The sequence below is a fragment of the Micropepsis pineolensis genome, from assembly GCF_055392125.1.
The window spans coordinates 1994351-2020136 of the sequence record NZ_AP042408.1; the positions used below are offsets into that span (position 1 = coordinate 1994351).

Genomic DNA, 25786 nt, shown 5'->3' on the forward strand with positions numbered 1-25786 from the left:
GCGCTTGGTCCGTATTCTTATCCGATGCCCGCGACCCTTGCGCAGACCTTTGTTGAAGCCACGTCCACGTACGCGTGCCATCATCCGCGTAACCGTTCTGCATGTGGTCCTGCTGCTTTTCTTTTTACTTGGTTTGCATATCTATGTTGTGAAACCACCCCAAGTGTATGAAATGACACTCGGTGGCCCGGTTGGCGACAGTAGTAAGGCCAATCCACCTGAATTTATTGAACCGAGCCTGCCGACGGTTCTGCCGCCGGATATCCCAAGCGATATGACGATTGATGCCAATATCGGTGCCTCGGCGGCTGGGTCGCCGAACGTTACCAGACCGGCGGAGGCGATTTCTGAGGCACACCTGTTCCCGAAAGTGCCAGATGCTTTTAAAGGTATGCGGCCACAACCCGTTCGTTTGGTGTTGGTTATTGCTGCCAACGGTCAAATCTCTGATGCGCAGGTGCAGTCATCCTGTGGATCTGCGGAACTTGACGCTGTCGCGGTTGACTGGGTTATTCGGCACTGGCGTTATCGCCCCGCAATGCGCAATGGTATGGCGGTTTCGGAAAACACGACGGCGATATTACTATTTCACGTCTGATTGCCTGCCTGTTATCACAAACAATATAGGCACATTTTAAGTGGACTATAGCCAAACCTACATTCTGATTGGGCTGTTATGTGCAGCCCCTTTTATTGGTAGCTTTCTTGGTGTGGTTATTACGCGCTCTATTTCTGGCGGCAGCATTCTCTGGGGGCGGTCGCAATGTGATGTTTGCAGCCATCCCCTCTCACCAGCAGATTTGGTGCCAGTTTTTAGCTGGTTGGTTTCTTGCCGCCGTTGCAAATATTGCTCAGCACGGCTTGGGTGGTTTTATCCCGTCATCGAATTGGTTGCCCTCATTCCGGTTATCTGGTCGGCCATTTATATGAACGGTTGGCTACTTATAATGAGCTCAGTGTTAGGCTGGATACTCATCTGTCTGGCTTGGATCGATTGGCGCACATATCGGTTGCCAAACGGTCTGACTGGCACACTGATATTTCTGGGGCTTTTGTGCGCGTACTGGTTTGATCGTGATGATTGGTGGGCGCATCTGGCCGGGGTGGTTATCGGTTTTGTATGTTTTGCGTTGGTTGCTTTGGGGTATCGTGCGCTGCGTAAGCGTGATGGCCTCGGTCTTGGGGATGCCAAGCTACTGGCAGGGTTGGGGGCTTGGGTCGGCTGGACCGGTATCCCAACGACGGTCATTTTTTCAGCTGCGATTGCGTTGCTGTTTTTTAGCGTTCGTGCCGCCTGCAAGCGGTGCAGTGTGACTGATGCCTTACCCTTTGGGCCATTTCTGGCTGCAGCAGGGTGGTTGGTCTGGATGTACGGCAGTATTGAAATCAGTTGAGTCGTGTAAAAATCTCTCTATTAAGCAGTTTTATTGTGAAATTCATCTCTTTTTGTCACGGGAGTTTTTTAATATGTCAATTTTAATATGTGTGACAAAATGAGACATATTGCGATTGTAACAGCTATGTGACCTTGCCTCGTTAACTGTTTCGGGGTGGGGAATGCCAGTGTGTTTTCGTGGCGTACTGAGTTGCGTCTCAAAGTTACTTGTTAGAAAAATACAAGCAACGATTTGCCTTGCTATTGCTGCGTTCGCGACACCTGCACTGGCGGTTTCTTCTCCCTTAATGGCGGTTCCTGGGCTGTTTGATGTTAGCTCGACAGGTGGCGCAAGCTATAGCGTCCCTATTACATTGCCCCCAGGTACGGCGGGTGTGGTTCCGCAACTAAGCTTGGGATATTCCAGTCAGTCAGGTGACGGTTATGTCGGTTGGGGGTGGGGGCTCTCCGGGCTTCCATCGATAACGCGCTGCCCAAGAACCTTGGCGCAGGATAGTGTTCATGGTGCGGTTACATACAGTTCTACAGACCGTTTTTGCCTTAACGGTCAGCGGCTTGTTGCCATCTCCGGTACCTATGGTTCTGATGGAACCGTATACCGCACAGAAATCGATAATTTTTGGAAAGTCGTTTCCTACGGTACCGCAGGTAATGGGCCATCTTATTTTAAGGTCTGGACCAAAAACGGCCAAGTTATGGAATTTGGCAATACAACAGATTCAAAAATATTAGCCGTTGGTTCTTCTACGGCACGTGTGTGGGCTTTGGATAAGGCTACAGATACAAAAGGTAATTATTATTCTGTCACTTATGTAAATGATACAACGTACGGTCAATATTATCCGTCACGAATTGATTATACAGGAAATTCCAATACGGGGTTAGCAACATACAATTCTGTGCAGTTCTCATATACAACACGTATAGATACTGCGCCAACCTATCAGGCAGGTTCCCTGCAGCAAACGACAGTTCTGCTTTCTCATGTCAAAACGTATCAAGGGTCTAGTTTAGTATTAGATTATCAGCTTGGTTATCGTGCCGGGACGACAACTGCTCACTCCCGCCTAACATCAATTACACAATGTAATGCCTCTGGCTCTTGCTTGGCACCTACAACATTTGGTTGGCAGGGTGGAACTGGTACATTAAACGCAACATCCCAGACAAACACATCTATAACGTCTCAGTCTTTAACCAGCCAAGTTGCATATGGCGACATAAATGGCGACGGGTTAACGGATGTCATTTCTTCTACTGCCGATGTGACATGTATTGCTGCATACAAGAATGCATACATATCTGTTCCGATAACCGTTCTTCTTGGCAGTAATTCTGGGACGTATACATCTCAAAGTATAACGGCGTCTTATGGTGGAACTCAGCCAGGTAGTGGACCTTATTGTGGGAATGGTCCGACGTATAGATATGTAGTCGCCTTGATGGATTATAATGGTGATGGCGTAAGTGATTTTATACTAGGGCAACATTTCACCAGCTTAGGCACTGCGTATATGGTTGGTACCGTTAGCGGTATGTACTATTACAATATGCATAATAGTAACCTAAGCGCATTTTCTGAAGTTAGTGCCAATAATGTATCGTATTTTAATTACGGAAACCCGCCTACTACTAATGTTATCGATATTAATGGCGATGGTCTGGAAGAGTACCCAGGCTATGTTAGTAATGGTGATGGTACATTCACTGCGTCGTCTACAATAAGTAGTTCTGGGTATCCTGGTGATTTTAATGGTGATGGCTGTACGGATATGCTTGTCCAGGCAAGTGCCACACATGAAATAGAATATTCCTGCAATCCATCCGTTTCAAAGACTACCGTTACATATTGGTCTGGCGCCACCATCGTTGTCGGGGATTTTAACGGCGATGGTATGGACGATGTGTTGGAAATTCCAACGAGTGGTAATGGAACACTCTATTTGTCAACGGGTACATCGTTAGTTGCGACGAGTTTCACTGTGCCTTCCAGCTGGGATAGTGGCTATAAAATACTGGCCGGTGATTTTAACCATGATGGAAAGGATGATATTGTCCTAATCAAATCCGGAACGACTGGCGGCACTCATGATGTTTATTTGTCGACAGGGGCTGGATTTACTTTAGCGGCGTCTTTGACGAACTCTGCTAAGGGAACGTATCCGCATGTTGCTGATCTGAACAATGACGGTGTGCCCGATATTACTGCTGATAGCACGATATATACCTTTGACACCGTGCCCGAGCTTATGACGACCGTTTCAAACGGAATTGGTGGCACAACCACCATTTCTTATGATCGCCTGAATCGAAACGGAACTTTTTATACTAAAGGTTCCGATGCCAGTTACCCCACGAAAGACTATGACGCCGCAATGTATGTTGTGTCCGGTGTAGCTGTTTCGAATGGTATTGGTGGAACGCGTTCTTCAACATATGCCTACTCAGGCGCAAAGCGTGATCTCAAAGGGCGTGGTTTCTTAGGTTTTTCTACGATCACGTCGACGGATGTGCAGACTGGTATTGTAACCAAAACCACTTACCATACGGATTTCCCATTTCTTGGGCAGGTATCTTCACGCGTATCTACGGTAAATGGCGTTACCCTTTCGTCCACGGTCAATACATTCGCGGATACGTCGGAGGGAACGGGCACTGAAGGTGCAACCTATTACTTTGTCTATTTATCACAAATGGTATCGTCTGGTACGGATCTGAATGGTACCGCGCTGCCAACGACTACCGTCAGTTATACTTATGACAGCTACGGTAATGTGCTGACACAGGCGATTTCTGTTTCAGATGGTTCCTCCAGCACGACGACGAACACGTATACGAATGATACCACGAACTGGATTCTTGGCCAGCTGGCAACAGCTGCTGTTGCAAATACGGTCGGTTCTTCGTCGGTAACCCGGCATCAATCATTTACGCACGATTCTTCCTCTGGTTTGGTCACGCAGTCCGTTGTTGAATCCGGCGATACGTCACACCAGCTGACGACTAGCTACACCTATGACAGTTACGGTAACGTCACAGCAACGACTGTGTCTGGCTCTGGTGTATCGTCTCGCACAACCACAAACAGTTTCGATGGCTATGGCCGGTTTATGACTGGGGCGTGTAATGGTGCCAGTGAATGCCACGGTTATTCTTATGACGCAGCATCAGGTGGGGTGAGTGGGGATACAGATCCCAACGGTCTGACCACGTCAGTGACATATGACGGTTTTGGTCGCCCCGCTTTGGTGACTAAACCAGATGGCACTAAGGTCTCCACAAGCTACGCCTACTGTTCTGGCGTGAATAGTGGTAGTGCCAGTTGTCCAACCTATGGCGCGTTTGCGGCTATCAGCGTTCCTCAAAATTCGAGTAGTTCGCAGAATAGTGCTAGTACAACCGCTTATTATGATGCGTTAAACCGTCCGATTGCCGCAGATACTCAAGGCTTTGGTGGAGCCAGCATTCGTCAGGCAAAAAGTTATGATGCTTATGGCCGTGTATCTGCGACTAGCCGCCCATATTTCGTCAGTGGGGGAAGCGCTAAAAACACTACGTACAGCTATGATTTGCTGGGCCGTGTCGTAAGTGCGGTTGAACCGAGTGGAGCCACGACAACATACAGCTATAGTGGTTTGACGACGACGGTTACAAACGCAAAAAGCCAGGTAACGACTACCGTAAAGAACGCTCAAAATCAGGTTGCTTCAGTAACTGATGCCTTAAGCCATACAACCAGCTATACCTATGATGCCTTTGGTAATTTGGCTAAAGTCGTTGATCCATCCGGAAACATTGTTTCCAATAGCTATGACGTGCGTGGTAATAAGACGGCCTCGTCTGATCCTGACATGGGAAGTTGGGCGTATTCTTATAATGTGTATGGAGAGCTAACCAGCCAGACAGATGCAAAGGGGCAGACAACCACGCTAAGCTATGATTTGGCCGGTCGTCCCACAGCGCGAAGTGAAAGTGGGTTATACAGTACATGGTCCTACGGTAATTCGAGTTCTGGTCATAATGTCGGCGTTCCGACAGAGATGAAGGCGTGTACTGCCTCTGACTGCGGTACTATCACGGCTGATCGTACGTTTTCTTATGATGGCTACGGTCGTCCGGTGACTAGTAATTTGACGACTGGCGGAACGACCTATACCTACACCCTGGGTTACGACAGCAATGGTCAGTTGTCGTCTGTTAGCTATCCGTCAGGGTTCGTCGCGGCGTATACCTATGACAGTTATGGCTATATGACGAAGATTGCCGACGGCAGCTCTGGAGCTGCGTATTGGACTGCCAATGGTCGAGATGCTGAATTGCATCTGCTGAGTCAGGCTTTTGGCAACGGGGTAACGCAAACAGATACTTTTGATGCTAATACTGGGCTGATCAGTAATATTCGGGCTGGTTCCAGCAATTCCGTGGCGCAATTCGATTACACCTTCGATCTGCTGGGGAACCTTACCTATCGTACAGATAATTATAACGGTTTATTTGAATACGCTTGTTATGACAGCTTGAATCGTCTGACGAATTATACGGCGGGGGCATCAGTAACCAGTTGCACATCGTCGGGTGCCAAGACCGTTGCCTATGATGCTGTCGGTAACATCACCTCCAAGTCGGATGTTGGAACCTACAGCTACCCGTCGGCAGGTTCCGCGCGCCCACATGCGGTGACATCGATTACGGGCACAGTAAACGGCGTGGTCAATCCATCTTACAGTTACGACGCCAATGGCAATATGATTAGCGGTGGCGGGCGCACGGTGAACTACACTGGCTTCAATATGGCAGCTACGATTGCGCAGGGAACAACGTCTGCGGCGCTTGTTTATGACAGCCTGCATAGTCGTGTGCAGCAGACACTGACCGTCGGATCAACGGCAACCGTGACGACATATTTGAATGACCCCGCCTCCGGTACGATGAGTGAGAAGTCTGTCGTCAGCGGTACGACGACATGGCATGACTATGTCGTCGCCGATGGGAAGATCGTGGCGGAGAAATTCTCTGGCGGCACATCCGCAGTTCGGTACTTCGTATCCGATCACATTAGCTCTGTTGCCGTGGTGATGGACGAGAGTGGCAGTGTGGTTGAACGTAATGCCTATGATGCCTGGGGAAAGCGCCGTGTGGCTGGTACTTGGGCTGATGATGCGGCCTGTTCGCTTTCCAGTGTAACCTCGCGTGGGTTTACAGGGCATGAGGAGATTGATGCTGCCTGTCTGATAAATGCGAATGCCCGTATTTACGATCCCCTTATTGGGCGTTTTATGTCCCCGGATACGATCATTGCGCAGCCATATGATGGTCAGAATTTTAACAGATACACTTACGTTGATAATAATCCGCATACATTTACGGATCCGACAGGGCATGATAAATGTGACAGCCCGGTACCTGGCTGTGTATCGGTTAGTATCGGAGCTGGGTTATCTGCCGAGGCGGTAAATAAGATGAACTCCGCCATTTATTTGGGGAATTTAGGTGCAGTTCGGGATCTTGGGACTGGACTTGGGTTGTTAAATACGGCCAGCGAAACAGGATATTTATCGGAAGGACAGTTGCAGCAGTTGTCCTCGATTTCGACGGCTTATTTCGGTGGGGCAACTGCAACTAACGGTTATGTTAGCGAACCTTTGTCGGTTGTAGCCAGCACACATGCTGAGGTTTACAATAATTATCTTATGTACAGTAATGCGACAGTTGTTGTTGGGGATCATACGGGCACATTCGCCAGTAATGGTAATGAGTTAGCGTATGGTACTGTAGAATACTGGGGAGCTTCTAATTACGCTTCGATTATGAATGCCTCAGGTGTGTTGCAAAATATGCTAACGGTTCAAGACGTTCTGACGTCCGCGTTCATCGCGGTCGTCGCTCGTAACAATAAAGATGTTCGGAATGTAATTGGTGGTGTTGACAAAACGTTAGGTAGAATTGCAATCGGTTTTGACGTGGCTACAAATGGATACAGGGCAATGAAAGAGATTATGTCTGGCACAGACGCATCCCTTTCATTGTATCAAGCTGCGGGGCGTGTGTCTGTGGATGTTGGGGCAGGTCTCGGAGCTGCTTGGGTGGTGGATGTGGCCGGTGGGGCCGCTCTCGCGAACCCCGTTGGTTTGGCAGTCGTTGGTGTTTTGGCTGTTGGTTTGGCCGGATATGAACTCAATGAGAGTGGGGTTGGGGATAAAGTTGGAAACTCAATTGGGCAATTGTTATATGAAGGTCAGAACGCGTTAATTAGAAAGTGAATTGTTACTCTAGTATATAATGGGTGTTGTATGGAGTGCGGTGCAGTGGATAAAAAAATAATAGCGCATTTCTCATCAATGAGAATTGTTCTTCCTGTAATTTTATTTTCTTTTCTTATTTTTATGGTGACTAAGGAAACGTTTTTTGGAGAGATGTTTTCTAGGGTTACGCATTTTAATATTAGGACGCCGGTTTATATTTTAATATATTGTTCGTATATATATTGTGTGTTTTATTTGATTAGTATGCTTTATTGTGTTTTTTTTAAGCGTATGGCAGTCTTTTGGTTTGAAGATGGAAGTTTTGTTTTTTTAAATCGACTCGTTTTTTGCTTGTATGCTAATGATATTTTAAGTGTTGATGTGTCACGCATTCAGTTTTCAATTTTTTCAAAACGTAATGTTATTGTTTTCCATTTAAAGTCCGGCGGAGAAAAGTATCTCAATTGTACTGGCTTCGTTGAAGGTCCGGATGTATTAATAAAAGAAATTATACGCGCGATGTATTGATACGGTTTTGCGGAATGGTGCGCGCGTTTTTGTTTCTGGAGGGGTGAGCGTTGCTCATCGGGGGCGTGGGGCGTAGCGAAGAGTATATCCAGTTTCAGGAATTCCTTGTTGCGCATCAGCTTTTGTCATCTGATGCAGTAGAACGTGCGTGCAAAATTTCCCAGGAAAGTGGTGAACGGTTTGAGGCGGTCCTTACACGTCTTGGTATTTTACAAGAGACGGTACTGGCTAAGGCCCTAAGTGACTTTCTGGAAATTCCCCTCTGCGCAGCCGACCAGTATCCATCATCCCCCGTTCTTGAAGACCTGCTGAACCGAAAGTTTCTACAGGATGCTCAGTTCATCCCGCTGGAAGATCGTCCGGACGGCATAATCGTGGCGATGGTCCATCCGCTGGATGGCTACACGCGTGACGCTATCCGTTTTGCGGCAGGTAAGCCCGTATCTGCATCCGTTGCGCTGCCAGCTGACTGGGAAGCCGCTCTGCTGAGGCTTTATGGCGAAGGCCGTGCAGACGATGCCGGGTTGGCGGATCGGCTGCAAGAGAGTGCCGTAAACGGTTATGTCGATGATATTGACCGTCTAAAAGACATATCCAGTGATGCGCCGGTTATTAAGCTGGTCAACCAGTTGATCGGTGATGCCGTAGAAAAGCGCGCTTCAGACATTCATATCGAGCCGATGGAAAATAGCCTTTCTATCCGGTTGCGTATTGATGGGGTGCTGCATCCGCTTCCATCGCCACCCCGGCAGCTGGCGTCTGCGATTATCTCCCGCGTCAAGGTAATGGCGAAGCTCGATATTGCAGAGCGACGCTTACCTCAGGATGGCCGTATCGTTATGGCGGTGCGTGGTAAGGATATCGACTTTCGTATATCCACAACGCCGACAATTCATGGCGAAAGTGTTGTTCTGCGTATTCTGGATCGTGGGCAGCTGGCCCTTGATTTCAAAACGCTTGGGTTTGATGACGCTCTGACCCGGCGTATGCGAACCCTGCTTGGGATGCCACACGGTATCGTGCTGGTGACTGGTCCAACCGGCAGCGGCAAGACAACCACGCTCTATGCGGCGCTACTTGAACTCAATACGACCGATAAGAAACTGCTGACCATTGAGGATCCGGTCGAATACCATCTGGATGGCGTCAATCAGGTTCAGGTGAAGCCCCAAATCGGGCTGACATTCGCTGGTGCATTGCGATCATTCCTGCGCCAGGATCCGGACATTATGATGATCGGTGAAATCCGGGATCTTGAGACTGCGCAGATTGCTGTTCAGTCGGCACTGACAGGTCATCTGATCCTGACGACGCTTCATACCAATGATGCGACCAGTGCGATTACGCGTCTATTGGATATGGGGGTGGAGGATTACCTGCTGACGTCTACCGTCAATGGTGTTGCTGCTCAGCGGCTGGTCCGAACGCTGTGCCCGCATTGCCGGGAACCATACGCTCCGCTACCCGAAACGATCGATAAACTGAAATTGCTTTCCTATACTGATGATCGGGTAATTACCCTCTATCGGGCTAAGGGATGCGATCTGTGTGGCCATACAGGGTACCGTGGCCGCAGCTCGATCGTGGAAATCTTTGCCATTGATGACGCTATTCGACGGATCATCTTAAAAGGGGGCGATGCCGCAACACTCCAGGAAATCGCATTGTCGCATGGTATGGAAACTATGCGGGACCACGGCTTCCGGAAGTCATTAGCAGGCATAACCACGCTTGAAGAAGTCTTTCGTGCCACCGGGGCAGCCTAGGACATGACAGATTTTCAGTATAAGGCAATGGATCCAACCGGGCATGTCGTAAAAGGGGTTCTGTCTGCCGATTCTGAAGATATGGTCGTTCGGCGTGTCCGGGCGAGTGGGTTATACCCGATATCTACCCGGTTGGCAGGCTCGTCGCCTTGGCAGGATATCCTGCAACTAAATTGGAAGATTTTTAAAGGTACACCGTACCGTAGCTTGAGCGTCGCTACTCAGGAGCTGGCGTCCCTTCTTCAATCGGGTTTGGAGTTGGATCGTGCTCTTGGCGTTATCGGCGATTTGCGCGGTGCCGGTTCCGTAGGTATCGCGTTTCTAGATGCGAGAAAGCGCGTACGAAATGGCTCAAGTTTAGCCGAGGCACTAGCCCAAGAAAGCGTATTTCCAAAGTTTTATATTGGGATGGTTCGCGCCGGGGAGCTCGGTGGTACGCTTGGGGCAACGATACAACGCCTAGCCGATTACCTAAAACGCAGTTTTACTGTTCGGGAGGCGGTTTTATCTGCTCTGATATACCCGCTTATTCTTGTTATAACGGCAGGTGTTTCGATCAGTATTATTCTTTTCGTTGTGCTGCCCGAGTTTGAGCCGCTGTTTGCCAATGCAGGGCATTCCTTACCACTTCCTACGCAAATCGTTATGGGGATTGGTAATGCTCTAAGGCATTATGGTTGGATCCTGTTGCTGATTTCATTCGGCGGATGGATGCGGTTTCGGGCGTTGCTGAAGCGTGATGATTATCGGCGCTCGTTTCATGCCTGGCTGTTGCGCGCTCCTGTTTTTGGAACACTTATAACAGACCTGGAAATTGAGCGGTTAAACCGGAGCCTTGGGACGTTATTGAATGCGGGCGTCGCTTTGCCTAACGCCCTAATGCTTTCCCGCGAAGTTTTGTGGAATGATGAGATATCCAATCTTATCCATAGAACCGCCACCGGGTTGCGTGAGGGTGATACGCTGGCACAGCACTTGTCACGGTCTAAACTGTTCCCGCCGACGACGTTGGACCTTATTCAGATTGGTGAAGAAACGGGACAGCTTGCCGAAATGCTAATTAGGCAAGCGGATCTCAGTGAGCAGCACATCAAAAATCAGATAGATCGGCTGATTGCACTTATTGTTCCCACGCTGACAATCGGGTTAGGTATTGTTATTGCTGGCCTAATCTCGTCCATGCTGGTTGCAATCTTAAGCATCAACGATATAGCCCTGGGTTAAAAGTCATGAAATGCAAACACTATAAAAAAGCCATCCGGCGTTTCTTCAAAGCGGAGCATGGGTACACGCTTATGGAGCTTCTGGTTGTGCTGGCAATCCTTGGCTTGCTTGCTGCAGTAGCTACGCCCTATGTCACGCGCTATCTGGACGAAGCTAAGGTTCGGACCGCGAAAATGGAGGTTGCTAATATATCCTCCTCCCTTGATCTGTTCCGGTACGATGTGGGGCGCTATCCAACGACACAGGAAGGGCTTAATGCTTTATTGAAAGCCCCGCCGGGAGTGGAAAACTGGAATGGGCCATATATCAAAAAAACAAATGGCTTAAATGATCCTTGGGGGCATCCCTACGTTTATCGGAATCCTGGGGAGCACGGAGAATTTGATATTTCAAGCAACGGTGCAAAGGGAAATCTCAGTGGTGGTAAGCCAGAAATTGCCAACTGGTAGGCGTTGATTTCACATACATAATAATAAAATTCTGGTGGGGACTGGGGTGTTGTAATGTTCTGGGGTGGGGGGCGCTCAAATTATTTAGCAACGAGCAAAGGCTTTACGTTGCTTGAGGTCCTTGTTGCGTTGGCGATTATGGGAATATCGCTAACGGTACTATTTACAATTTTTTCTCAATGCATAGAGCGAACTCGCGAGGATACCCGTCGGCTGGAGGCGCGGAACCTTTCACAGTCACTTCTTTCGCAGGCTTTAAAATTACCTCCAGAAAAGATGGCTAATGCCACTGGCGAAACCGCTGATGGACTGCGTTGGCAGGTTAAACTGGCTAATTATGGTAGTGATGCGGATTGGTCCGCATGGCAAAGTGCACCTAAAGCCGTCATCGTTTCTGTTCGGTGGATTTCATACGGTAATGAACGCTCTATGACGCTAACGAGCTTGCGTCTTCTGCCAAGAGAGTAGGGCGCATGCTAAGAGTAATTAGAAAATACCCACAAAATTTAGGTTTTACACTTATTGAGTTGCTCGTCGCGATGACGTTACTGGGGCTGCTCACAATCGCTTTGTCCAGTAGTTTGCATTTTGGAACGCGGGTTTGGGAAAAGTCTGAGCGGTCGCTTATGGGGCAAGAAAATATTCGCGAACAGCAGATGATGCTTGCGGACCAAATTTCACATCTATACCCCCTTATGATTAAGGGGGGGGCTTCTGATGCACATGTTGCATTTTTAGGTCAGCAGGATAGGCTAACCTTTTATACCAATGCCGGAACTACATCTGGGAATTTGATACGCGTTGAGATTAAAAATAACGATGGCAATGACGGCATTACAGTTACCCGCACCTCAACACCCGAGTTGTCAACACTGAATGGTTCACAAACCATACTGCTCCGAAGAGTCAAGAATGTATCGATTTCGTATTTTGGGATACAGAAAGATAATGAGGCTCCTGCGTGGTTCCAAACTTGGGAAAATCAATCGCGTCCACCAGAACTCATTCGGATACGCATAGCATTCCTACCTGGGGGCGCGGCGGTGTGGCCGGATCTAATTGTAGCAACGCATGTGTCAGCGGATGTCGGTTGTAGTTTTGACGCGCTAACAAAATTTTGTGGGGGGCGATAGTGGCCGAAAGCGCATTCGAAAATCGTATTGAAACTAGTATCACTACGGCTCAAATAGTTTTGAAGCATTGGTCCGTAGAGTTGTGGACAATGCTACAGGAAATATCGCCCTGGAAGCTCGTAGATAGAAATCGTGAATGCATTATCACCTTTTATAATGATTGCATTTCAGTAGTCGCATTGATCGATGAAAAAACAGAAGAAATTGCTAAAATTCCCTACAGCAATTCGGTAAGCGCTACGGATGTCCTTTCGGTATCTCATATTATAAACGCCAACGGTTTGCGGCGTGATGTAACTGTTTTTATCCCAACGGACGAGACGCTGCGACCGACAATCAAAATGCCTGCAGTAAGGAATAGCGTTTTAAAGCGAGCACTGCCGTACGAGATTGAGCGCGTTACTCCACTACCTTTAGCGGATTTATATTATGATTTTTTAATCGGTGAAACTGAAAAAACATCCCATACGACGGATGTAACCGTAAGGTTGGTGAGGAAAACATATATCGATAAGGTCGTTAGTTTTTGTCGATCTGCTCGTCTCAATATCGCTGAGCTTGCGTTCGAGAATGATAAGGTGACGGCCAACCATACGACATTTCCTATCGATAAAACGGCGTACTTTAGAGCAGTCTGGAACAGGTATCGCTTTATTCTGTTGGCTATGGCTGCAGTCATATTATTTATAATGGTTTCTATTGCCGCGTATGAACGAGATAGCGCTAGGCTAAAAGCTATTGATGACCTGGTCGCGGATGCAGGTGACCGTGCTGCGAGAGTTGAATATTTACAGCACAAGATCGATGCCGCTACGAGAGAGTTAGGTTCAGCGACGGATAAGAAGAAATCATTTTTGTTCATAGCGGGCTTTAAGAAGCTTACGGATGTGATACCGGATGGCGCATGGATTTCGGAGCTAGAGCAAGACGGTAATAAAATTAGAATACAAGGTGCCGCTCCGTCTGCATCGATTTTGATTGGAGCTATAGATCATTCGGGATATTTCCGTAACGCGGCATTTGAAGCTCCGGTGGTTAGAGATTCCTCCAATAATACGGAGCGGTTTAATATTTCATTTGAAGTTGTTGGGGGAAAGTAATGGTCGATATTCCACCGATTTTCCTCGGGAGAAAAGCTGCTATTACAGCTCTACTTTTGGCTGTAATGATGGTTGTTGTTTTCGCGGTTGTTCCGTTCTGTGCGGCTTTTTATGCGCAGCGGGAAGAGATATCTGCATCGCTCCACAAGCTTGCCTATTACCAAGCCGAAATCGCAGAACGGTCATCGCGAGAGGCTGAGTTTAAGTCCGTAATTCAACGTGGTTCTACGAGCCCTAGTTTGTTTCCAGGCGAAAGTGCTTCGCTGGCTCAAGCAAAACTGCAAGGTGATGTCAAAGACATTGTCGAATCTAATGGTGGTGAGGTCAGAAGTGCACTGATCATTCCAAACGCACCTGCAAAGATGATCGACACGGTATCTGTGCAATATGAACTTTCAGTTCCCATAACCCGTCTTAAGGATCTGACATATTCTATTGAGAGCCATATGCCCTACTTGGTTGTTGATCACATCAGTATTATGGCACCATTAAATTGGTCAAACACTGACCCCAAAGCACCGGAGCCTCGGCTGCAAGTTCGCTGGACTGTAAGCGGATTCCGGTGGGCAGGAGGTAAGTGATGTTGGCTCAAAGTAGTGTTCAAAAACTTATAGTTAGCATCTGTTTCGCGGAGGTGCTGACGGTATCTTATTTTGCTATAGCGCCGCTGCCGGAGATCATTCCGCCAAAAGTGTCTCTGCCTAAAAGGGCCGATATACTTCAGGGAACGCCTTTTTTTATGCCGCCACCGAGTGATACGTTTTCATCTATTAATGATAGGCCGTTGTTTAATCCGCAACGCACACCATTAAAATCCGATGTCTTACCCTCAGGAGGTTCAGGAACCGAAGCGATTCCTTCCGTCGTCGTTGTCGGGGTTCTTTTGGATCGTCATACAAAAATGGCGTTTCTTAAATCGCAAAATACGATGTTTGCGACAACGGTTGAGGTGGGATCTGTCCTAGACGGCTGGGAAGTCACGGATATAGCCGAAGACCATGTAACGATACGAAATGGTTCTACGGAACATGAAATTCCGCTGAACTCTGTCCGTACGCAAAATCCTGCTACAGGAATGAATATTCCGTCAGCGCCGAAGCCCCAGACAAATTACACCGATATGCAAGTCAAGCCAATCACTGATCAAACCAAGGGCGGCACACCCATTAAGCCGCCATTTGTAAAATCAGAAAATTCGCAAATACCTCCGTCTACATCAGTTATCCCTGCTCCAGGCAATGATCCGCAGGTAAACAAGAATTAATGAGGCCGTTAATGTGCGCAGATAACCATTATGACCGCCCATATCGGGGGGCATCAAATAAATACATATGCAGTTTTATTCCTCTGGTAATTGTTCTTGCCCTGACCGGATGCGAAGTGGGTGATAAGGCTGCACCGACGTCACCTGCTGTATCAACGGCGACTTCACCTGAAAAGCCGGTCGCTTCTGTAGATCCAGATCCTAATCCACCTGCATCTGTGGTGAAGCCTGAACCAAAGGTGGAATTGTTCCCAGGGACGGGAAGTTTTGTTGGCCGCCAAGCTTCGGGTAATCGCGGAGGAGCAAGTGTTGGCACTCAGGGTGATATAACCCTGAATTTTATTGGTATGGACGTTCAGGATGTCGCTAAAGTTATATTAGGCGATTACCTGAAGCTCAATTATGAGATCGCGGCCAATGTGCAAGGCAGCATAACGCTGCAAACAAGCAAGCCGTTACAGCGGTCACAAGTGTTGCCGGTTCTGGAGCAAGTATTACGCCTGAATGATATGGCTCTGGTGCATACAAACGGCATATACAAAGTCGTTCCTCTCACCAATGCGCACAGCACTAGCGGCCCTATTAATGGCCCTGGTAGCCATGTGAGGGGGTATGGAATTGAGGTGGTTCCAGTTCATTATATTAGTGCATCAGAGATGCAAAAGTTACTGGAACCATTGGCCCCTGTACAGGGGACCATTCATGTTGATGCCGCCAGGAATATTTTAATTATTGAAGGCACTGAGGATGAAAGGCAGACGTTACGTGAGAATGTCGCGTTGTTTGATTCCGATTGGCTGAGCGGCATGTCTTATGCGCTCTATACTCCGAATTACACAGACGCAGGCGAGCTGACTAAGGAACTTGAACAGATCCTTGGTGGAACGAGCAGTCCTATTGCTGGTGTCGTTAAGCTGGTTCCCATTGATAGATTGAATGCCATTCTCGCGATATCGCCTCAAGCTCGGTACCTTGAGCAATTAAAGGCATGGGTTTCACGTTTGGATCGTCCTGGGCAGGGTAGCGACAAACGCGTATACATTTATTACGTCCAGAATGGTCGGGCTACAGATTTGGCCGCGACGATTTCAAAGGTTTTGTTTGGTACCAGTGGATCGCAATCTGCATCAGGCTCAAACAGTCGATCTGCTTTTATTGCTGACAGCACGCCGTCACAGCAATCCGTGATGGGTAAATCTGGAATGCCACAGTCGAACCAGGTGGCCCTGCCTACCGGTTCCATGACGAGTATGTCCGGTGCAACGATTACCGCAGACGAAACTAATAATGCGCTGGCGATTTTAGCAACGCCTGCTGAATATAGCGTTATTGAATCTGCACTACACCAACTTGATTCTGCTCCTATGCAAGTGTATCTGGAAGCTGTCATTGCAGAGGTAACTCTTACAAACGACTTTCAGTTTGGGGTTCAGTATTTCTATAACCCAGGAAGCGGTAGCAGTATGACGCTTTCAAACTCTTCAACATCTGCTATCGCGCAATCATTTCCTGGTTTTTCTTACCTGTTCACGCGTGGCAGTAACATCAAACTTATTTTGAACTCTTTGTCGACGCGTACTCATGTCGAGGTGATTTCATCGCCGCAGATTATGGTTCTCAACAATCAGACGGCAACGCTTCAGGTCGGTGACAAGGTTCCAATTGCAACGGAGCAGACCGTCAGCACAGTGACCTCCTCTTCCTCGATCGTAAACTCTATCCAATACCAGGATACGGGTGTCATTTTGAAGGTTACGCCCCGTGTCAATCGCAGTGGCATGGTGATGATGGATATCTCTCAGGAGGTCAGCGAAGTCACAACGACAACGTCGTCAGAAATTGATTCCCCGACTATCCAGCAACGGAAAATCAGTACAACGGTTTCAGTGCCTGAGGGGGAAACTTTCGCTTTGGGTGGTCTGATAAAAAACAATAAGACGCAATCGAAATCTGGTCTGCCTTATCTGCAGCGAATTCCGTACCTTGGTAGTATTTTCGGTGATAATGAGGATAATTCTACCAGAACCGAAATGATGGTTCTAATAACACCACACGTTATCAATAGTACGGATAAGGCCCGGGCGGTTACCGCAGAACTTCGGCGTAAATTAGCAGAGGTTCAACCTCTGCTTGATCAGGTGCATTAGTCCATGCTCAAAGCGTTGTTTCATGCTGAGCGGGGGTGGGCTCTGGTGTCGGTGTTATGGTGCGTGACCATCTTGTCTGCGATGGCCGTATCTGCACAGATGCTAACCCAAGCTTCCGCTCAGATGGAACAACGCTTTGAAGAACGCGCCAAAGCCGATGCGGTACTGGACGCGGCAGTTGCGCGTGCTGTCATTGGCATTAGTGATCAACGTGTTGAGAAGCGATGGCGTGTTGATGGAGCTCCGATAGATTTTCGCTTTCAAAATAATCAGATTGAGATCCGCATACAGGATGAGCTTAGTCGGATTGACCTGAATGCCGCAGATGGTTCTATGCTTAATCGGTTGCTGCTATCTGCCGGAGTACAAAATGATACGGCTCAGATATTAACAGACCGAATTTTGGATTGGCGCAGTCCGAGTGGTGTTCAAAGTGGTAGTGTTGCCAAGCAGGCAGATTATGCTGCCGCAGGAAAGCACTATTATATTCGTCATGGGCCATTCCAGAGTGTTTCGGAATTGCAAATGGTGCTCGGGATTACGCCGGAACTGTTTAAGAAAATTGAGCCCGCATTGACGGTCTATACGGGCCGCCCTGCATTCGATACGCAATTTGCGCCGGAAGAAGTGCTCCGTGCACTTTATTTGTATGAGCCAGGTAAGATCGAAGAAGTTATCAGTAAGCGGCAACAAAATAGCGATGACGGGATTGGGGCTCCCCCAGGCATCCTGAGTTCCGCAGCCACGCTTGCTGGGCGGGCGTTCACAGTTACTACGAAGCTATATATCGGCAAGCATCTTTACGTACGCAAAGCCGTCGTGGAACTGACCGGCGACAATAAACGGCCATACTTTTTTTTGGCATGGCTGTAAAAAGGGAAACGGGGTGCAGAGCGACCGTTCAATCATTGCGTTTGAGCGGTCGCGTCCTTGACTGTTTCTAGTGCTTTTTGATGATATATCTCGTCCGGTTAGGGGGGGGGATTGCGGTAGGGTGTCTGAATTGCGATGCTGAACTTAGCGCCGCATAGTTGGTTGTGCGGGCAGGGCAACGACCTCGCCGTCTTTGCCGCTGGTTATTATCCGCATAATTGTCTTCTCCAAGCGTTCGATCGCATCGCGCTTTTCGGCCATGTAGTCCCAGCGGTCATACACGCCTTCCACCCCTTTAATTTCGTGGCTTAAGACCCGTTCGCTGATGTCCGGGCGTATCCCGGCGCGCATCATCAGGGTTTTGGCCGTGCGGCGCAGATCATGTAGCCGCCACCACAGGGCTTTAATGTGTTCCTGGGCGGTTTCATCTGCGCTGTGGGTGCGGATAAGCCCGGTGATCATGACCAGTTTCTGAATGGCATCGTCATCGCCGCGGCTTTGCGCTGTTTCGTTCAGGGATTTCAGCATGGCGTTGTCGAGATAACGCTTGGCTTGGCCATAGCCCGAAAAAGGGGTTTTGCCATTGGTGGTGAACACCAGATCGCATTCATTGATGACGGGCAGCGCGCGAATGATCGTCTGCGCCTCTTGCGACAAGGGGATCTTTCGCATCTTTCCGCCTTTGTCACGGCTGGCCGGAATAGTCCAGACCCCGTCCTGGCTGATTTCTGAGCGCCGCATACCAGCAACGGCCGTTCTACGCTGAGCTGTTAGCAACAGCACACGAACGTAGGCGCCAAATATATAGGGGGTACCAGGCTGGCGCGTGTCGCGCTGGGCCGCTGCCCAGAATGCTCGGATCTCGTCGTCGGTCAGAATGCGTTCTCGGGCACGCTCCTTATCGCTGGTGCGGCGCATCCCCATCACAATCGGTGAGATGAAGTCGTCATCGCGTGCGGCATACCAGTTCATCAGCTTGCGCAGGCTACCTAGCGCACGGTCAGCCATCACCGGCCCGCCGATTAGTCGCCCATCTTTGGTTTTGAAGCGCTTTTCCTCAATGTCATCCATCATTTTTGCGATGTCGCGGCGCTTGATCTCAGCTATCGGTCGGGGGCCGAAGCGGGGAATCAGATACTGCTGGACAATGCGTTCGGCCTCTGGGCTGCGCGCGTTCTTGCGAACATAGCGCTCCAGAAAATTTTCGGCGATTGTCTCGAATGTATCCGAGGTGGTGCCCAATGCTCGGGCGGCCTCAAGCTGCGCATGCGGGGCGGTGATGATTTCCAGTAATTCTCTCGCACGTTGCCGGGCTTGGGCCAGTGTCATTGCTGGGTAGGTGCCAAGGATGTGGCGTGGGTTGTTGCTGGCGTGTTTATCTTGTCGCTTGCGAACTAAAAATGTTTTGGTTCCCCGATCTGTAATACGTACGCCAAAATTCGGCAGCAGCGCATCCCAGACCATGATACGTTTCCCTGCTGGGGCGTTTTTGAGGCCTTTAATCACTCTATCGTTGAGAAGTGTTTTTTCTGACATTTGTCGATTAATGTTTTGGGGCCCCGGTAGGGCCCCAAAATAAGCTGCTTAATAGGTGTTGCCAAGCGTTATCTCATGAAAACTAAAATTGGCATAATATGTTGATTATAAATGATATTATTTGGGCGTGGTGTTGTCTCTGGTAGTCGTTTGTATTTTGTTTGAACAAAACTTCTAAGCAGGTTGTTGCGTGTTCGAGCCACGCCGGGGTCACCAATAAAATCAATGGGTTGCATTATATTTAGTGCAATGGTCTCCCCACCAGTTTACGTTTGGGGCACCTGAAAACGCCTCCCCCTGCCGCGCCAGCACTTTTGAGGCACGCCCTATGAAACGCACCCTTATGATTCTGACGGCTATTCTTGCCGTGCTCATGTCGTCCTGCAGCTGGGCCGACAGTCAGTACAGGGTGTTGGTGCTGGCCGTGCCGAGCAAGTATCACTACGAATTTGTTCCGGTTGCACATGACAGCATGGCCCGTCTGGCGAAGCTGCATGCGTTCGATATGATCTGGGCCACATCGACCAAGGCGCTGGATCAGGATCTGCACCCATATGCTGCCATTGTGCTGCTGAACACCCCGACCGAGGAGATGAGCCCGTCGCAGCGGGCCAATTTCGAGGCCTATATGCGCAGCGGCGGCAATGCGGTGGTGGTGCATCGTGCGGCGATCCTGTTACCTGTGGGCAGTTGGCCCTGGTACGAAAAGCTGGTCGGGCGAACCGTCGGCACGCATCCGATGCTACAGACCGGAGTGGTGACGGTGGTGGACACGGATTTTCCCGCCACCTTTGGTGTTCCCCCCCGTTGGGTGTGGAGCGATGAATTCTATCCCTTATCCAACCCGTATAGCATCCGCATTACCCCGGTGCTGAATGTCGACGAGACGAGCTATGATCCGACCAAAATCTGGCCCGGTCAGGTCACCAAAGGGATGGGCAAGGATCATCCGGTTGCCTGGTATCATCGCGTTGAGAAGGGGCGGGTCTTTGTCACCACGCTTGGGCATACCGACGAGATGTATCGTGACCCGCATTATCTGGATCACCTCATGGGCGCTATCTATTGGGCCGCGACGGGCAGGGGGCTGCAGTGAACCGGTAAGCGTGATGGGGTGCGCCGGGGGGGGCTTAGAAATCCGGTGTTTGTGGGTTACGCTACGGCCTTTCAAGGAACGGGTGCCCTGATGGGGCTTAAATGGGAAATGTTATGAAATTAATCATATGCGTTGGTACCGCGTTGGTGTTCGCGTCCACATGCCTTGCTGCCACACTTCCATCGCCGCCGCCAGCACCGGTCGAAAACACCGTAGATGTTGTGCAGGGTGTCAAAATCGCCGATCCCTATCGCTGGCTGGAAAACTGGTCCGACGCCAAGGTGCAGGCGTGGAGCGCGGCACAGAACAGCCGCACCCGCGCGTACCTTGATGCCCTGCCCAGCCTGACGCCGGTCAAGGCCGAACTGACCAAACTGGTCTCGGCTTCCTCGCCCTCGTTCTATGGCTTTCAGCCGCGCGGGGTTGTGGTGTTCGCGACCTATTCCGATCCGAAGCTGCAACAGCCGGTGATCGTGACGCTGAACGCCAAGGCCGAACCGGCATCGAAGAAAATTCTGCTCGATCCCAACACGCTGGACCCCAGCGGCCATACCGCGATCGACTGGTACGAACCCTCGGCCGATGGCAGCAAGATCGCCGTATCGCTGTCGCAGAATGGCAGCGAGGCCGGCACCCTGCACATCTATGACGTGGCCACCGGCAAAGAAATTGAAACGCCGATCCCGCATGTGCAGTACCCCACCGCCGGGGGCAGCATGGCATGGGCCGCCGATGGCAAAGGATATTGGTATACCCGCTATCCCGGTGCCGAAGCCCCCGCCGAAGAACAGCATTTCAATATGCAGGTCTATTTCCACGAGATCGGTGCCGATGCGGCCAAAGACCCGCTGGTGCTGGGATCAAAGGACGGGCTGGAACGGATTTCCGAAATCTTCCTCGACAACACACAGAATCTGAACCGCATTCTGGTGCGGGTGCAGAAGGGCGATGGCGGGATCTGGTCTTATTACGTGCTGGAAAAGCATAAACCAGCCCTGCGTATCGGTAAGCCGGAAGACCAGATCGTCTATGCCGCCTTTGGGCCGGATGGCGGGGTCTATGGCATTTCGCGCAAAGGCACATCGAATGGCCACGTCGTCAAACTCGACACACCGGTGGCCGATGGTCTGGCCACGGCCAAAGTGCTGGTGCCGGAATCCGATGTCGCCATTGAATCGTCGGGCGGTTTGGACCTTGCCTTCTCGAAAGACCGGCTGTTCGTGCGCGACATCGTTGGCGGCCCCAATCAGGTGCGCATCTTCACCCTCGACGGCAAACTGGTGGGCAAGCTGCCACTGCCGGAAATTTCGTCGAACGGCGATATCGTCGAACTGGCCGACGGGCAGATTCTGTTCTCGGTCAGCAGCTTTCTGCGCCCGGTATATTACGATGCGTGGAACCCGAAAACCGGCGCGGTCAGCGAGACCGAACTGAAGGTCGATACCCCGGTGCATTTCGATGATGCCGAAGTAACGCGCGTTTTCGCCACCATCGAAAGATGGCACCAAAGTTCCGCTCAACATCATCATGAAGAAGGGCACCAAACTCGACGGCACCAACCCGACATTACTCTATGGCTATGGCGGCTATGGCGTGAATATGAAGCCGGGCTTTCTGGGTGCGTTCCGGCGGCTGTGGCTGGATGCCGGTGGCATCTATGTGCTGGCCAATATCCGTGGCGGCGCCGAATATGGTGAGACGTGGCATACGCAGGGCATGCTGACCAGAAAGCAGAATGTCTTCGATGATTTCCACGCTGCGGCGGCGTATCTGGCCGAACAGAAATACACCAGCCCGGCCAAACTGGCGCTGATGGGCGGTTCCAATGGCGGGCTGCTGATGGGCTCGCAGATTACCCAGCATCCGGCTTCGGCCCGCGCGGTGATCGCATCGGTCGGGATTTACGACATGATCCGGGTCGAGCTGGACCCCAACGGTGCCTTTAACACCACCGAATTCGGTACGGTGAAAAATCCGGAAGACTTCAAGGTGCTCTATGGCTATTCGCCCTATCACCATGTCGTCGCCAAAACCGCCTATCCGGCGGTGCTGATGACGACCGGGGCGACCGACGGGCGCGTCAACCCGATGCAGTCGCGCAAATTCACCGCCGCGCTGCAGGCCGCCACCAGCTCAGGCCATCCGATCCTGCTACGCACCAATATGCATGCGGGCCATGGCATCGGATCATCGATGGAAGACCGCATCGCGGAACAGACCGATATGCTGTGCTTCCTGTTCGAGCAGCTTGGCATGACATGGCATAAATAATCCAGCCGATGGGGCAGGTCTTAGGCCCGCCCCATTCGGTGGCTTTGTGCTTCAACTCATCGGCACGCTCGGAGTGAGGGATTTGAATAAGGGAGCCATCACGTAAAATTTGACCGGTCGTCGGTATTTTCGGCTAAGGTCTGGGCGCTTTATTTCCTCGTACCCGGATTATGCCTTTGCCCCCATTCACGCTGCCTCAGTTGCCCGTCACCGAATGTCTGCCGCACCTGCTTACGTCGCTGCGCGCACATCCCAACGCCGTGTTGGTCGCTCCGCCCGGCGCGGGCAAGACAACCTGCGTACCGCTTGCGCTGCTCGAGGCCGCGGGTAAAGCAAGCGGCCGCATCGTCATGCTCGAACCGCGTCGGTTGGCCACGCGGGCCGCCGCCAGCCGCATGGCCAGCCTGATTGGCGAGAAGGTGGGCCAGAGGGTTGGTTTTCGTACCCGGCTTGAAAGCGCGGTTTCAGCCGTCACTCGGATCGAGGTGGTAACAACCGGTCTGTTCCTGCGTCGCCTTGCCGGCGATCCCGGGCTGGAGGGCGTGTCTGCCGTTATCCTCGACGAAATTCACGAGCGCTCGCTGGAGGCCGATCTGGCGTTGGCGCTCAGTCTGGATGCGCAGGCAATGCTGCGACCGGATTTGCAGTTGATTGCTATGTCTGCCACGCTGGACGGTGCGCGGCTGTCCGCCATCATGAAGGCCCCCATCATCGAAAGCGCCGGGCGTATCCACCCGGTCGAGGTCCGCCATGCCCTGCGCGACATTGCCAGCCCGCGCGATCTGCCCGAAGCGATGGCACGCGCGATTATCGCCAGTCTGGCCAATGCGCCTGGCGATATCCTTGCTTTTCTGCCGGGGATGGGCGAGATACGCCGCACAGAAAGTGCATTGGATGGCATTGATGCCACGGTGTTGCCGCTGCATGGTGATTTGCCGCCCGCAGCACAGGAACTGGCGCTGACGCCAGCACAAGGCCGCCGCGTGGTGTTGGCCACCGCGATTGCCGAAACCTCGCTCACCGTACCGGGGGTGCGGATAGTTATCGACGGCGGTTTTCGTCGCGCCCCGCGGTTCGATCCGGCCAGTGGTCTGACACTGCTGACGACCGAGCGGGTCAGCCGCGCTGTGGCGGATCAGCGGACTGGCCGCGCCGGGCGCGAGGCCCCCGGTATCGCCATCCGGCTGTGGACCGCGGCGGCCGAGCGGGGCTTTCGTCCCTTTGACCGGCCGGAAATTCTGGATGCCGAACTGTCGGGGCTGGTGCTGGATTGCGCTGCCTGGGGCACGCCGCCAGGCGGTCTGGCTTTTCTTGATGCGCCACCCGAGGGCGCGCTGGCTGCGGCCCGCGCATTGCTTTGCGAGTTGGGTGCGATGGACGAGGGCGGCATCACCCCGCTTGGCGTGCGGATGAACCGCCTTGGTGCCCATCCGCGCCTTGCCGCCATGATGCTGGCGGAGGCAGAGCCATCACTGGCCGCCCGCGCCTGTGATATCGCCGCGCTTTTGGAAGGACGTGATCCGCTTAAAGCCGGACTGGATACGCCCGCTGACATCATGACGCGACTGGAAGCGATGGATGATCCTTCTGCCGCGGTGGCGCTGGGGGCCGACCGGGGTGCGCTGCACGGCATTCTTCAGGCCGCCCGGCAATATCGCACGCGGCTGGGGCTGGGCTCCACGCGTAAAGGGGCGGGCAATCCGGCCCCGCTGATTGCCGCTGCGTTTCCCGACCGGCTGGCGCAGCGCCGCAGCGAGGTGGGCAGTTTCCGCCTTTCGGGCGGCGGCGGGGCCAGGCTGGCGGTGACGGATGCGCTGGCCAAAGAAGAGTTTCTTGCCGTGGCGGCGCTTGAAATGAAAAAGACTCCACTTATTCATATGGCCGCCCCGCTCGATATCACGGCGCTGCCGCAAGCCCTTACCACGCGGATACAGCAGACGGTGGAAACCAGTCTCGATCCGGTCACCGGCAGCGTGTTGGCGCGCCGTCGTAAATGTCTGGGCGCGTTGGTGCTGGAGGAACGTTCTGCCCCGCCCGATGCAGACGAAGCTGCCGCCGCATTGCTGGCCGCCGTGGCCAGCGATCCGTCACGCCTTAACTGGACGGATGACGCGCGCAATCTGCAGGCGCGTCTGTCCCTGATGCATGGGGTAGAGGCGGATGTCTGGCCTGCTTCGGATGATGCGACCCTGATTGCAGATCTTGAGACGTGGCTGGGGCCGCATCTGCGGGGCCTGACGCGGCTTGGCGATGTTGCGGGCCTTGATATTTGTGCACTTTTGCTTGGGCGGTTGGATTGGTCGTTGCGCGCCCGGCTCGACAAGGAACTGCCGACGCATATCACGCTTACCGGCGGGCGGGCCGCGGTGGATTACACCCAGCCGGTTCCCGTCGCATCGGCACGCGCGCAAGCCTTTTATGGTTTGGCAGAAACGCCCAAGCTTGCAGGGGGGCGGGTGCCTTTACGGCTGGCGCTGCTTTCCCCGGCGGGGCGGCCGATTGCGCTTACCGCCGATATCGCAGGTTTCTGGAAGGGGGCTTGGGCAGACGCGCGCCGCGATATGCGTGGCCGCTATCCCAAACACAACTGGCCCGAGAACCCGCTGCTGCCCTGGCGGGGGGCTTGATGCTGTTTGGAGGACGGTTCTCTGGCCGTGGGGGGCATCGCAGATCGGCCCCAATTCATTCTTTGCAAAAATGTATGTTGGCATTGGCATATTGTCCCAGTCTGCACGGGTGTTGTGCCCTTTAATGCCCGAAT

The 25786-nt window shown here is 51.6% G+C and carries 19 protein-coding genes; 18 read left to right on the plus strand and 1 reads right to left on the minus strand.

Annotated elements, in window-relative coordinates:
- Positions 1-52: 52 nt before the first annotated feature.
- The 14 genes from ACZ5RI_RS08890 to ACZ5RI_RS08955 all read left to right on the plus strand — a co-directional run bounded on the left by ACZ5RI_RS08890 (position 53) and on the right by ACZ5RI_RS08955 (position 18122).
- Positions 53-598 carry an energy transducer TonB gene (locus ACZ5RI_RS08890; RefSeq protein ID WP_464511387.1) on the plus strand — a complete coding sequence of 182 codons (546 nt, stop codon included), beginning with the start codon at positions 53-55 and terminating at the stop codon, positions 596-598.
- Positions 599-638: 40 nt separating this feature from the next.
- Complete coding sequence (locus ACZ5RI_RS08895; RefSeq protein WP_464511391.1) at positions 639-1394, plus strand: prepilin peptidase; 756 nt, start codon at positions 639-641, stop codon at positions 1392-1394.
- 163 nt (positions 1395-1557) lie between these two features.
- Positions 1558-7656 (plus strand): FG-GAP-like repeat-containing protein, encoded by a 6099-nt coding sequence (locus ACZ5RI_RS08900; RefSeq protein ID WP_464511395.1) that lies wholly within the window; start codon positions 1558-1560, stop codon positions 7654-7656.
- 30 nt (positions 7657-7686) lie between these two features.
- Entirely contained in the window at positions 7687-8166 is a 480-nt protein-coding gene (locus tag ACZ5RI_RS08905; RefSeq protein ID WP_464511398.1) for a hypothetical protein, read from the plus strand.
- Between the two features lie 65 nt (positions 8167-8231).
- Complete coding sequence (gene gspE / locus ACZ5RI_RS08910) at positions 8232-9932, plus strand: type II secretion system ATPase GspE (protein WP_464511402.1); 1701 nt, start codon at positions 8232-8234, stop codon at positions 9930-9932.
- A gap of 3 nt (positions 9933-9935) precedes the next feature.
- Complete coding sequence (locus tag ACZ5RI_RS08915) at positions 9936-11156, plus strand: type II secretion system F family protein (protein ID WP_464511406.1); 1221 nt, start codon at positions 9936-9938, stop codon at positions 11154-11156.
- A 5-nt stretch (positions 11157-11161) separates the two neighbouring features.
- A complete protein-coding gene (gene gspG, locus ACZ5RI_RS08920) occupies positions 11162-11605 on the plus strand; it encodes a type II secretion system major pseudopilin GspG (protein WP_464511410.1) in 444 nt (147 codons plus the stop codon).
- A 54-nt stretch (positions 11606-11659) separates the two neighbouring features.
- Positions 11660-12073, plus strand: a complete 414-nt coding sequence (locus ACZ5RI_RS08925) for a prepilin-type N-terminal cleavage/methylation domain-containing protein (protein WP_464511414.1) — start codon at positions 11660-11662, stop codon at positions 12071-12073.
- 5 nt (positions 12074-12078) lie between these two features.
- The gene (locus ACZ5RI_RS08930; protein WP_464511418.1) at positions 12079-12738 is read left to right on the plus strand and encodes a prepilin-type N-terminal cleavage/methylation domain-containing protein; all 660 of its coding nucleotides are present in this window, start codon (positions 12079-12081) and stop codon (positions 12736-12738) included.
- Positions 12738-13838 (plus strand): PilN domain-containing protein, encoded by a 1101-nt coding sequence (locus tag ACZ5RI_RS08935; RefSeq protein ID WP_464511422.1) that lies wholly within the window; start codon positions 12738-12740, stop codon positions 13836-13838. Before ACZ5RI_RS08930 ends, ACZ5RI_RS08935 begins: the two co-directional genes overlap by 1 nt.
- Positions 13838-14419, plus strand: coding sequence for a type II secretion system protein GspM (gene gspM, locus ACZ5RI_RS08940; RefSeq protein ID WP_464511426.1), 582 nt, complete (start codon positions 13838-13840; stop codon positions 14417-14419). Before ACZ5RI_RS08935 ends, gspM begins: the two co-directional genes overlap by 1 nt.
- Positions 14419-15102 (plus strand): hypothetical protein, encoded by a 684-nt coding sequence (locus tag ACZ5RI_RS08945; protein ID WP_464511431.1) that lies wholly within the window; start codon positions 14419-14421, stop codon positions 15100-15102. The genes gspM and ACZ5RI_RS08945 overlap by 1 nt, the downstream gene beginning before the upstream one ends.
- An 11-nt stretch (positions 15103-15113) precedes the next feature.
- Positions 15114-17249 (plus strand): type II secretion system secretin GspD, encoded by a 2136-nt coding sequence (gene gspD, locus ACZ5RI_RS08950; protein ID WP_464511435.1) that lies wholly within the window; start codon positions 15114-15116, stop codon positions 17247-17249.
- A 3-nt stretch (positions 17250-17252) separates the two neighbouring features.
- Positions 17253-18122 (plus strand): type II secretion system minor pseudopilin, encoded by an 870-nt coding sequence (locus tag ACZ5RI_RS08955; RefSeq protein WP_464511438.1) that lies wholly within the window; start codon positions 17253-17255, stop codon positions 18120-18122.
- 144 nt (positions 18123-18266) lie between these two features.
- Here ACZ5RI_RS08955 and ACZ5RI_RS08960 read toward each other — a convergent pair whose 3' ends face one another.
- Positions 18267-19658, minus strand: coding sequence for a tyrosine-type recombinase/integrase (locus tag ACZ5RI_RS08960; RefSeq protein ID WP_464511442.1), 1392 nt, complete (start codon positions 19656-19658; stop codon positions 18267-18269).
- A gap of 328 nt (positions 19659-19986) precedes the next feature.
- Here ACZ5RI_RS08960 and ACZ5RI_RS08965 point away from each other — a divergent pair, with 328 nt between their 5' ends.
- The 4 genes from ACZ5RI_RS08965 (at position 19987) to hrpB (ending at position 25652) form a co-directional block, all read left to right on the plus strand.
- Positions 19987-20754 (plus strand): ThuA domain-containing protein, encoded by a 768-nt coding sequence (locus ACZ5RI_RS08965; protein ID WP_464511445.1) that lies wholly within the window; start codon positions 19987-19989, stop codon positions 20752-20754.
- Positions 20755-20867: 113 nt separating this feature from the next.
- Positions 20868-22451 (plus strand): prolyl oligopeptidase family protein, encoded by a 1584-nt coding sequence (locus tag ACZ5RI_RS08970; RefSeq protein WP_464511448.1) that lies wholly within the window; start codon positions 20868-20870, stop codon positions 22449-22451.
- The gene (locus ACZ5RI_RS08975) at positions 22354-23025 is read left to right on the plus strand and encodes a prolyl oligopeptidase family serine peptidase (protein WP_464511452.1); all 672 of its coding nucleotides are present in this window, start codon (positions 22354-22356) and stop codon (positions 23023-23025) included. The genes ACZ5RI_RS08970 and ACZ5RI_RS08975 overlap by 98 nt, the downstream gene beginning before the upstream one ends.
- Positions 23026-23195: 170 nt before the next feature.
- Complete coding sequence (hrpB, locus tag ACZ5RI_RS08980) at positions 23196-25652, plus strand: ATP-dependent helicase HrpB (protein WP_464511456.1); 2457 nt, start codon at positions 23196-23198, stop codon at positions 25650-25652.
- Positions 25653-25786 lie beyond the last annotated feature (134 nt).

Coding starts and splice junctions, on each gene's coding strand:
- ACZ5RI_RS08900 (WP_464511395.1), top strand. CDS start 1,558: ATGCCAGTGTGTTTTCGTGGCGTACTGAGTTGCGTCTCAAAGTTACTT.
- ACZ5RI_RS08905 (WP_464511398.1), top strand. CDS start 7,687: ATGGAGTGCGGTGCAGTGGATAAAAAAATAATAGCGCATTTCTCATCA.
- ACZ5RI_RS08915 (WP_464511406.1), top strand. CDS start 9,936: ATGACAGATTTTCAGTATAAGGCAATGGATCCAACCGGGCATGTCGTA.
- gspG (WP_464511410.1), top strand. CDS start 11,162: ATGAAATGCAAACACTATAAAAAAGCCATCCGGCGTTTCTTCAAAGCG.
- ACZ5RI_RS08925 (WP_464511414.1), top strand. CDS start 11,660: ATGTTCTGGGGTGGGGGGCGCTCAAATTATTTAGCAACGAGCAAAGGC.
- ACZ5RI_RS08930 (WP_464511418.1), top strand. CDS start 12,079: ATGCTAAGAGTAATTAGAAAATACCCACAAAATTTAGGTTTTACACTT.
- gspM (WP_464511426.1), top strand. CDS start 13,838: ATGGTCGATATTCCACCGATTTTCCTCGGGAGAAAAGCTGCTATTACA.
- ACZ5RI_RS08945 (WP_464511431.1), top strand. CDS start 14,419: ATGTTGGCTCAAAGTAGTGTTCAAAAACTTATAGTTAGCATCTGTTTC.
- gspD (WP_464511435.1), top strand. CDS start 15,114: ATGTGCGCAGATAACCATTATGACCGCCCATATCGGGGGGCATCAAAT.
- ACZ5RI_RS08955 (WP_464511438.1), top strand. CDS start 17,253: ATGCTCAAAGCGTTGTTTCATGCTGAGCGGGGGTGGGCTCTGGTGTCG.
- ACZ5RI_RS08960 (WP_464511442.1), bottom strand. CDS start 19,658: ATGTCAGAAAAAACACTTCTCAACGATAGAGTGATTAAAGGCCTCAAA.
- ACZ5RI_RS08965 (WP_464511445.1), top strand. CDS start 19,987: ATGAAACGCACCCTTATGATTCTGACGGCTATTCTTGCCGTGCTCATG.
- ACZ5RI_RS08970 (WP_464511448.1), top strand. CDS start 20,868: ATGAAATTAATCATATGCGTTGGTACCGCGTTGGTGTTCGCGTCCACA.
- ACZ5RI_RS08975 (WP_464511452.1), top strand. CDS start 22,354: ATGAAGCCGGGCTTTCTGGGTGCGTTCCGGCGGCTGTGGCTGGATGCC.
- hrpB (WP_464511456.1), top strand. CDS start 23,196: ATGCCTTTGCCCCCATTCACGCTGCCTCAGTTGCCCGTCACCGAATGT.